The sequence below is a fragment of the Phocaeicola sp. genome (genome assembly GCF_048170425.1).
Classification (GTDB): Bacteria; Bacteroidota; Bacteroidia; order Bacteroidales; family Bacteroidaceae; genus Phocaeicola.
The window spans coordinates 1-9,550 of sequence record NZ_DBEXBB010000105.1 but is presented as its reverse complement, the minus strand read 5'-3'; the positions used below and the strand labels follow the sequence as shown (position 1 = coordinate 9,550).

The window sequence follows — 9,550 nt, the reverse complement described above, 5'->3', positions numbered from 1 at the left end:
AAGTTTCTTCAGAAACGTACTTCTGTTAAAGAAATCTCTTCTCTTTTGAAATGGTGGAGGTCAGTTGAATGTGAAGAGTGGTTACAACGAGAGTGGAATGAAGCTTCTGAGACGATTGCTCCTGTAGTAAAAAATAGGATGTTAAAGAATATTTATTCTCATATAGCAAAACATCGTATAGACCAGCATAAGAGGCCATTTCACATTCCAGTTCGCTATTGGGTATTGAAAACTGCCTGCTCAGTTTTATTGTTGCTTCTGGGAGGAATGGGTATTTATTATTTGTCCCATTCAGATAATTCTTCCTTGACAGAAACAACTGTTTCTGTGGAGAAAGGACAAAAAGCTAAGATTCAGTTGCCAGATGGAACAAACGTATGGATGAACTCGGATTCTAAATTGTCTTATAATACAGCATTTAATAATAAAGATAGGGTTGTTGAATTGGAAGGAGAAGCTTATTTTGAAGTCTCAAAAAATCCGGATAAACCCTTTATTGTACATATTCCTGATATGTTTATTAGAGTTTTAGGGACTAATTTTAATGTGAAATCATATACAACTGATGATGAATTCATCACGACATTGGTTGCTGGAAAAGTAGAGATTGAAGCTAATCAAAAAAGGACGATATTATATCCTAATCAGAAAGCTGTCTACAATAGGAACAATCAGGAGATTACGGTGTCGGATGAGGTGGATGCAGCGGAATGCTCATGTTGGAGAGATAATATATTGCGGTTTAATTCTGAGACATTTGAGAATGTGGCGGAAACACTTGAGCGTTATTATAATGTGACGATCGTTTTAGATTCGGAAAAGGTAAAGCGATTCCGCATGACTGGTCCTTTGGTTAACTCTAGTTTGGAAAGCACGTTAGAAGTCTTGTCATTGACATTTCCTATTACATATACGATTGATAATAATATAATTACTATTAAGGAGAAAAAATGATGTAATCATTATTGCTAATTTTAGTATAAACAAAATCTGATGCGTATGAAAAAGGTTGGAATTTTTCAATTTAAACATCTCCAACGAGGATTGTTTAAGTTAGGAGCGTTCGCTTTGTTTTCCTTGTTTGTGTTTATGAATGCTTTTTCACAGATTTCTGTGGATTTAAAGGAATTGACAATTAGACAGGCGCTTAAAACAATTGAAAAAAACAGTTCTTATCAGTTCTTTTATAATGATGATATGAAAGGACTTGATAAGAAGGTGTTTTTATCCGTACAAAACAAGGACATAGATTTTATTTTGTCTGAGTTATTCTATGGCACGAATATATCTTATCGAAAAGAAAAGAATAATTTAGTTGTTCTTACAGAGGAGGGTGTTGTATCCAAAGAAAAAGGTTTGTCTTCTAAATTTATTACAGGATCGGTGAAAGATAAATCAGGGGAACCTATTATTGGTGCGAATGTCCTTGTGAAGGGAACTTCCGTTGGAACCATCACAGATTTCAATGGAAATTATTCCATTGAAGTTCTTGATGGCTCTGTTTTACAGTTTTCATTTATAGGTTATAATTCGCAGGATGTGAAGGTTGGGAAAAACAAGGTGGTGAATGTGGTGATGGCAGAAGATACACAAAATCTGGATGAGGTAGTAATTGTTGGCTATGGCTCTCAAAAGAAAGTCAACTTGACAGGAGCTATTGCAACAGTGAAAATGGATGATGTGATAGGAAACAGACCCGTTGGTAATACTGCCCAGGCACTGGCTGGGGTAATCCCCGGTTTACAGGTTAGCCATAATAATGGGAAGCCCGGGACAACAATCAATATGAATGTACGTGGTGCAACTTCTATTAATGACAATAGTAATGGAGCTCCTTTGGTGTTGGTGGATAACGTTCCAATGGATATTGACCTGCTTGACCCCAATGATATAGAAAGTGTCACGACGTTGAAAGATGCGGCAGCCTCAGCTATTTATGGAGCACGTGCAGCCTTTGGGGTAATATTGATTACCACCAAACAGGGAAAGAAGGACTCTCCTATGCGTGTCTCTTATAATAATAACTTCTCATTTTCGAAGCCAGCTTCTTTATTGGATAAAGTAGACCCTTATAGGACTGTTAAAACTTATTCAGATATGGGGCTGGACCGCTATTATGGTGGTCAGGACACCAAGCAGTGGCTACAATATATTGATGAGTATCATAACGGTCAGCATCAGGAAGGCTACTTGTGGTCTGATGGCGTAAGATATTCCCTTGCTCCGACAGATGTAATAGATGAGATGATGGCAAAAGCAGGCTTTCAGCATCAACATAATATCTCCCTGACCGGAGGAACGGATAAAACAACATATCGTGTTTCATTTGGTATGATTGATGAGAATGGAATACTGACCGGAGATAAAGATACTTATAAGCGGTATAATACCTCTGCATTTGTAAGTATGGAAGCAAATAAATGGTTGACGGCTCAAGCGGATATTCGGTATACGGATGCAAAAACATCAACGGCTATGGGTGGAACCTCGGAATATGGTGATACTGGTATTTGGTCTTTTGCAAAAGGGCTGCCGACTATGGCTCCATTGGGGTATGGGTACGCTACGGAAAATGACACTGAGCTGCTCCCGTTTGGTACGCCTGCAAATATTCTTGCTTTTTCAACACCCAAAATCAATCGGAATAATAATATCCGAATTTTGGGGCGTATTCTGTTGAAACCGATTAAAGATCTGGAAATCATAGGTGAATATAGTTTTAACCGTGGTTGGGAGTCAGAGCGTACGTTTAATGATAAGTTTAAATTTATAGAAACGGTTACTGGTGAGAAAAAGGATGCATATAATACATCGACCTATAAAATGTATCAGGCTTTTGAGACAACCAATGCAATTAATATATATGCTACTTACAATAAAGAGATTGGAGCTCATTCTTTTTCTGTTATGGGAGGATATAATCAGGAAAGCTGGTACAGAGAGTCTTTGCAATCATCCAGGCAAGACCCTATTGACCAGAGGCTGCCATCTATTTCACAATCTACAGGCGTGATAGAATCTGAGGACCATTTTTATGAGTATGCATTGAGGAGCCTTTTTTATCGTTTAAATTATTCTTATAAAGGTAAATACCTTGTTGAGGCGAATGGGCGCTATGACGGCTCTTCCCGCTTCCCTAAAAAAGATCGTTTTGGTTTTTTCCCTTCTTTTTCTGCAGGTTGGCGCGTTTCGGAAGAACCTTTTATGGAAGGAATCAGAACCTATGTCGACAATTTGAAGATAAGGGCTTCATGGGGAAGCATAGGTAATCAGAATGTAGATTATTATGCTTATTTAGCAACGATGGCTGCAAAGAATGATTTGCAGTGGATTCTGCCGGGATCTGATAAATATGTAACAACTTTGGATGTGCCGGGCTTAGTCAGTTCGTCGTTCACATGGGAAACGGTGAATACTTTGGATGTAGGAGTGGACATTAACCTGTTCAATCGTCTGGGTATCGTTTTCGATTGGTATAAACGTGATACAAAAGATATGTTGACTACGGCAAAACCGCTTCCTTCTGTATTGGGAACCACGGCTCCCAAAGTAAATGCGGCGAATATGACGAGTAAAGGTTGGGAGTTATCCTTGAATTGGAACGACAGGATTGGCAAGGTGAAGTATAATATTGGTTTTAATATTTATGATTCTAAATCTAAGATTACAGAATATAGTAACGATGACCAGATTCTGATGTATGTAGATTCAGGAGATGGTGTAGAAAGAATGTACTATCGTAAGGATATGGAGTTTGGAGAAATCTGGGGGTATCAGACAGACAGGTTTTATACAGAAAATGATTTTATAGATGGAAAGCTAAAAGACGAGATTCCTGCATTTAGAGGGCAGAATAGAGATAATGTGCAGCCTGGAGATATATTATATAAAGATTTAGACGGAGACGGTGAGATTAGTAATGGTGATAACTCACTGAATAACCCGGGCGATTTATGTGTGATAGGCAATAGTACCCCACGTTTTCAATATAGTATCATGGGAGGACTTTCTTATGCAGACTTTGATTTGTCATTCTTGTTTTCTGGTGTGGGTAAGCGCGATTTATGGATTAATGAACTATGGATTCCCTCAGGACAATTCCCTAAAAGCATAGAACGATATCAGATTGATTATTGGACAGAAGATAATCCGGATGCATTTTATCCACGTTTATATGGCGAAGGAGGAAATGATTCATATAACCATCAACGGCAATCTAAATATTTATATAATGGAGCATACATTCGCCTGAAAAATGTGACACTGGGATACAATCTGCCTAAAAAAGTTTGTAGCAGGCTACATATTCAAAAATTTAGGATATTTGTAAGTGGAGAGAATCTGTTCACAATTCATCATCTGCCTGAAGGTTATTATCCTGATACGTATGACATGTCCCCGGGAAGCAATAAGATTAATGCAAGTATTGAGGGGGATTCAAGTGCTAATGGATGGGCTTATCCATTGATGCGTCAATATTCTTTTGGTATTAATTTAACTTTCTAATTAAGGAGGAGTGTTCTATGAAAAAGATCTATATTTTAGTACTATTGATAGGTACAAGTTGCATGCAGTCATGTTTGAATAATGATTTCCTGGAGAAATATCCGCTGGATCAACAGACAGAAGAGACGGCGTTCTTTTCGTATGAAAATTTTCAGACTTATGCTTGGAATTTCTACTCTTATTTGGAGGCTGATGCAGGCCCTACTTCATTGGAGAGCGGGCCGGTTTCTACAAGTATTTTTGATTGTTATTCCGATAACGGCTTTTATGGAAGTCCGAATGAAGAAAATCCCTGGGTTTGGCAAACTGTCACAGTACCTAGTACAACTGATGAGTGGGATGTCCCATATACACGTATTAGGGCTATTAATATAATGTTGGATCATATTGATGAGTCTGATTTGGATGAGGATGAGAAAAAACATTGGCGTAGTGTAGGTTATTTCTTTAAGGCAAATGAGTATTATAGGTTAATATCCTTTTTTGGCAGTGCAATATGGGTAGAAAATACTTTAAAGGACAATGATGATGATATTCTTTATGCAAAGCGTATGCCGAGGGTCGAGCTTGCTCAGAAAGTGTTGGATATGTTGCTTTATGCTAGGGATAATATCAAAGCAGAAGGAGATGGAGAAAATACGATTAACGGGGATGTCGTGTTGGCATTGATTTCACGGTTTGGATTGTTTGAGGGGACATGGGAGAAATATCATTCTATTTCGGAAGGAACGGATTATTTGCAGGCATGTTTTGAGGCTTCTGCCGAACTTGTAATGAAACATCCGACAGTTCATCCCAATTATGATGAGTTGTTTAACTCTGAAAGCTTGGCTGGGAAAGATGGTATTTTGTTGTATAAGAACTTTCTTTCTGACGGGAAGGGGCATAATATGACCCGCTATGTCCGTACCTCTTCTCATTATGGTGAGGTTTGTGCCGATGCAATAGCTGCTTATCTTTGTCAAGACGGCAAACCTATTTATACAAGTAATTTGTTTGGAGGTGATAAGAATACAGGAGATGCAGATGTATATACGGAATTCCGTAATCGTGATTATAGGTTATATTTTAATGTTTGCCCTCCTTATAAGGTGAACAGCCCTTCAGCTACAAATGTAGATTTTTCTTTAGTGACCGATACGGAAAATCCGGTAGATCGCGAATATATAGATTTAATGAACAATCTTTGTGCTGGAACTTCTTCTACAAAAACATTGCCGATGTTACAATGGGCTGGACAGATTTTACGTGAAATACCACATTTCCGTGAGAATGCATATGGTATGGGACAAGGTTTTATGACATCATATGGAGGATACTATGTGTGGAAATATTATAATACTACCACTCCTGTAAATTCAGCCGGCTCATTGAATTCTACGGATTTTCCGCTTTTCCGTATGGGAGAAGTGATGGTTAATTATGCAGAGGCTGCCTTTGAGCTGGGAAAGTTCTCACAACAGATTGCTGATGCAACAATTAATGTGTTGCGTGACCGTGCTCATGTGGCACACATGAATGTAGCCCAGATTGATGCTAATTTTGACCCCAAGCGTGATCAGACGGTAGATCCTGTTTTATGGGAAATTCGTCGTGAACGTCGGGTGGAATTGATGTTTGAGGGTTTTCGTAATGATGATTTAAGACGTTGGAAAAAAGGAGAGTATATGAACAAGCAGCAGCTTGGAGTTTATTTAAATAAGGCAGACTTGGAAGATGAACGTCATCGTGGGGATGAGGCGGATGTAGCAGATTTCAAATTACAGTTAGATCGTGCCGGAAATAGCGGACGAATAGTGTTTTTTGCAGATCCGGTTGCTGTCGGTAAAGGTTGGTTGGAGCATTATTATTTGCACCCTCTTCCAAGTAATGAACTTTTGCTAAATAAGAATCTGGAACAAAATCCAGGTTATCCTACGACAAATGCAGATAAGTAACAGAATTCATAAATAAGGGTTATTGTGCTGGCAATACCCTTATTTATAAAATGTAATAGTGTTTTTAATGTATGAATCAATTAGGCCTTTTCATAAAGTATAGTTTATGCTTTTTCCCTCTCACGGTCTTTCAGACGGTGATGGCAGGTGTCAGGGAAAAAGTAAATGTCGTGTTTATTTTAGCAGATGACCTGGGATATGGAGATTTGAGCTGTTATGGCCAAGAAAGATTCCAGACTCCCAATATTGATGCATTAGCTCATCAAGGCATACGTTTTACGCAGTGTTATGCCGGAACTTCTGTGAGCGCTCCTTCTCGTTGCAGTCTGATAACAGGTATGCATTCAGGACATGCTTGCATACGTGGAAATAGTAGTGTAAATCCGAAATATAAGGTCGCATTACCTCAGAATATTACAACCATTTTTAAGATTTTTAAGGATGCAGGGTATGCTACAGGAGCATTTGGAAAATGGGGATTGGGAGATGTTGGAGGGACAGGAGATCCTAACAAGCAGGGCGTAGACGTTTTTTATGGGTATAATAGTCAATTATTGGCTCATAATTATTATCCGGAATATATGTGGGATAATAATAAAAGGGTGGACTTCCCTGAGAATTATGATGGGAAATTTGGAACTTATTCCCAGGATTTGATTCATAAGAAGGCATTACAGTTTATTGAAGATAATTGTGATAACCCTTTTTTCTTATTTATTCCTTATGTATTGCCTCACGCGGAATTGTTGGTTCCAGAAGACAGTATCATTAAAAATTTCCGTGGAATGTACCCTGAGCAACCTTATCATGGTGTAGATTCCGGACGGATGTTTCGTAAAGGGGGATATTGTTCTCAGGTTTATCCTCGTGCTACGTTTGCTGCAATGGTTTATCGCTATGACGTATATGTTGGACAAATTGTTGCAAAGTTGAAAGCACTTGGACTCTATGATAATACAATGATTATTTTTACAAGTGATAATGGACCTCATCGGGAAGGAGGTGCCGATCCGGAATTTTTTAACAGTAACGGTATATATAGAGGCATTAAGCGTGATTTGTATGAGGGAGGGATTCGTGTCCCGTTTATTGCTGTATGGCCGAATGTGATTGAAGCAAGTTCTGTTTCTCATCAGCCTTGTGCTTTTTGGGATATGTTGCCGACCTTTAATGAATTTCTTAAAGGCAAGCCTGTGCCTACTGACGGAGTGAGCATTTTGCCAACGCTAAAGGGAAAAGGGAATCAGGAAGTGCATGAGTATTTGTATTTCGAGTTCCATGAAGAAGGAGGACGCCAGTCCATCCTGAAAGGAAATTGGAAACTGCTTCATTTGGATATACAAAAAAAGGGATATTATGAATTATATAATATTGCTTCTGATCCGTCGGAACTGCATAATGTGATTGAACGGTATCCTGAAAAGTTTGAAGAACTTAAAAAATTGATGGGTAAAGCCCATGTGTATGATATAAACTGGCCGTTGTTGCCAGAAGAATTTAGGAAATAACCATATAGAAACTAACAGTATGAGTAGACGTATTATTTTAAGCTGGTGTATTTCTTTTGCTTCTTTCTTGAGTGTGTTAGGGCAAAGTGTGATTAAGGAATCACAAAAGTTTTATAGTAATCTCCTGAATAAGGATGTTTCATATTCTATTTATTTGCCTGATGGTTATGGGTTGTCTGAACGTACATATCCGGTTTTGTATTTGCTGCATGGGTGGACTGATGATGAGACTTCATGGATACAGATGGGTGATATGCAGGCAATCACAGACCGGGCTATAATGCAAGGCTTGGCAGCCAAAATGATTGTCGTAATGCCAAATGCCTGGGAAACGTGGTATGTGAATTCTTATGATGGAAAGTTTCCGTATGAAGATATGTTTTTTGAAGAGTTAATACCTTACATTCAACGAACATATAAAGCGCGTACGGAAAAACAGTTTCGGGCAATTGCTGGTTTATCAATGGGAGGATACGGGGCTTTTCTATATACCTTGCATCATCCTGAATACTTTACGGCATGTGCGCCGTTGAGTGCTGCAATTTATACAGAGAATCAGATGCAGAAAGCTTTAAATACTGATAGAGGTAAATTGTTTGATAAACTATACGGTAAAGGGAATCTTACACCTTATTGGTATGAGAATAGTGTATTGCATCTTTTGGAAAGAATGGAAGATGGTGCTTCCTTAAATGTGCTGTATTATATTGATTGCGGGGATGATGATACGCTTTTGCATGGGAATAATCTGGCTCATGAATTATTGCGGGAAAAGAATATTGCTCATGAATTCCGTGTCAGGGACGGTGGGCACACATGGACTTACTGGAGAACGGCTTTACCTTCTGTTCTGGAATTTATAACTAAAAGATTTAGGAGAAGTTAGTCTGTGTGTAGTTAAGGGTTGACGTTTCCTGAGCATGGCTGGCTTTTGGGGTGATTTCTTTTAATCAGCAGCGAAAATTTTGGAAATTTGTATCAGGTATCCGTTAAAAACGAGAAGATAAATAGAAAACGTTCTGATATATTCTCTGTTCCACAGTGCGGGATTTGTATTTCACAGTGTGAAATATGTATCCCACACTGTGGTTTTTGTATCCCACAGTGTGAAACAGAGAATTCTTCCCTGCGTTTCAAAGAAAATACGCTGAGAAAGAGTGATTTATGTGGATAGTATGAATCTTTGTCTGAAAAAATAGGTGTAGAGTGGGATATAGAGCCTTTCCGGAAGTTTATGAAAATGGTAAAAAAACGGCTTTAAAGGGTATTTATAACTCCTTTAAAGCCGTATATAATGTGGTACCTTTTCTACTTGTTACTGTTCATATTCCTTCTTCCGTTTCGGATTCATCGGGAACCAGCCTTTCAGCACGCGTTCGCGCTGTTCGAAGACCTTCTTGATGGTCCAGAAAGAAGAGAATGAGAAAACTCCCAACAAGGTCGACAGCAGAATCTGACTTACCAGTATGTAATCGATGACCTATATTTCAGTAATTTATCTTATTATGGACAGAAGGCGGCTGGAGCATTGAAATAAATTTTTTATGGTATATTCAAATCAGTTATAATTTGAGAAAGAAATATTTATTGTTTCATTTA

The 9,550-nt window shown here is 38.4% G+C and carries 5 protein-coding genes and 1 pseudogene; 5 read left to right on the top strand and 1 reads right to left on the bottom strand.

All coding sequences use genetic code 11. The annotated features are described in order from the left end of the window. The 5 genes from ACMJ0U_RS04350 to ACMJ0U_RS04330 form a co-directional block, all read left to right on the top strand. On the top strand, positions 1-954 hold a 954-nt coding region (locus tag ACMJ0U_RS04350; RefSeq protein ID WP_417128411.1), incomplete at its 5' end, for a FecR family protein. 45 nt (positions 955-999) lie between these two features. Continuing rightward, positions 1,000-4,506: a TonB-dependent receptor gene (locus ACMJ0U_RS04345; RefSeq protein ID WP_417128410.1), complete on the top strand. Its 3,507-nt coding sequence runs from the start codon at positions 1,000-1,002 to the stop codon at positions 4,504-4,506. A gap of 17 nt (positions 4,507-4,523) precedes the next feature. After that, positions 4,524-6,443 carry a RagB/SusD family nutrient uptake outer membrane protein gene (locus ACMJ0U_RS04340; protein ID WP_417128408.1) on the top strand — a complete coding sequence of 640 codons (1,920 nt, stop codon included), beginning with the start codon at positions 4,524-4,526 and terminating at the stop codon, positions 6,441-6,443. Positions 6,444-6,583: 140 nt separating this feature from the next. Beyond that, positions 6,584-7,951, top strand: a complete 1,368-nt coding sequence (locus tag ACMJ0U_RS04335) for an arylsulfatase (RefSeq protein WP_417128413.1) — start codon at positions 6,584-6,586, stop codon at positions 7,949-7,951. A gap of 19 nt (positions 7,952-7,970) precedes the next feature. Then, a complete protein-coding gene (locus tag ACMJ0U_RS04330; protein WP_417128406.1) occupies positions 7,971-8,837 on the top strand; it encodes an alpha/beta hydrolase in 867 nt (288 codons plus the stop codon). Between the two features lie 429 nt (positions 8,838-9,266). Here the strand turns inward: ACMJ0U_RS04330 and ACMJ0U_RS04325 are convergent. Then, positions 9,267-9,416 (bottom strand): annotated as a pseudogene (locus ACMJ0U_RS04325) (DUF4491 family protein); the annotation flags it as partial. Between the last annotated feature and the right edge of the window lie 134 nt (positions 9,417-9,550).

Bases quoted from the DNA above. Each gene is read 5' to 3' on its own strand.
- ACMJ0U_RS04345 (WP_417128410.1), top strand. From the start codon at position 1,000: ATGAAAAAGGTTGGAATTTTTCAATTTAAACATCTCCAACGAGGATTG.
- ACMJ0U_RS04340 (WP_417128408.1), top strand. From the start codon at position 4,524: ATGAAAAAGATCTATATTTTAGTACTATTGATAGGTACAAGTTGCATG.
- ACMJ0U_RS04335 (WP_417128413.1), top strand. From the start codon at position 6,584: ATGGCAGGTGTCAGGGAAAAAGTAAATGTCGTGTTTATTTTAGCAGAT.
- ACMJ0U_RS04330 (WP_417128406.1), top strand. From the start codon at position 7,971: ATGAGTAGACGTATTATTTTAAGCTGGTGTATTTCTTTTGCTTCTTTC.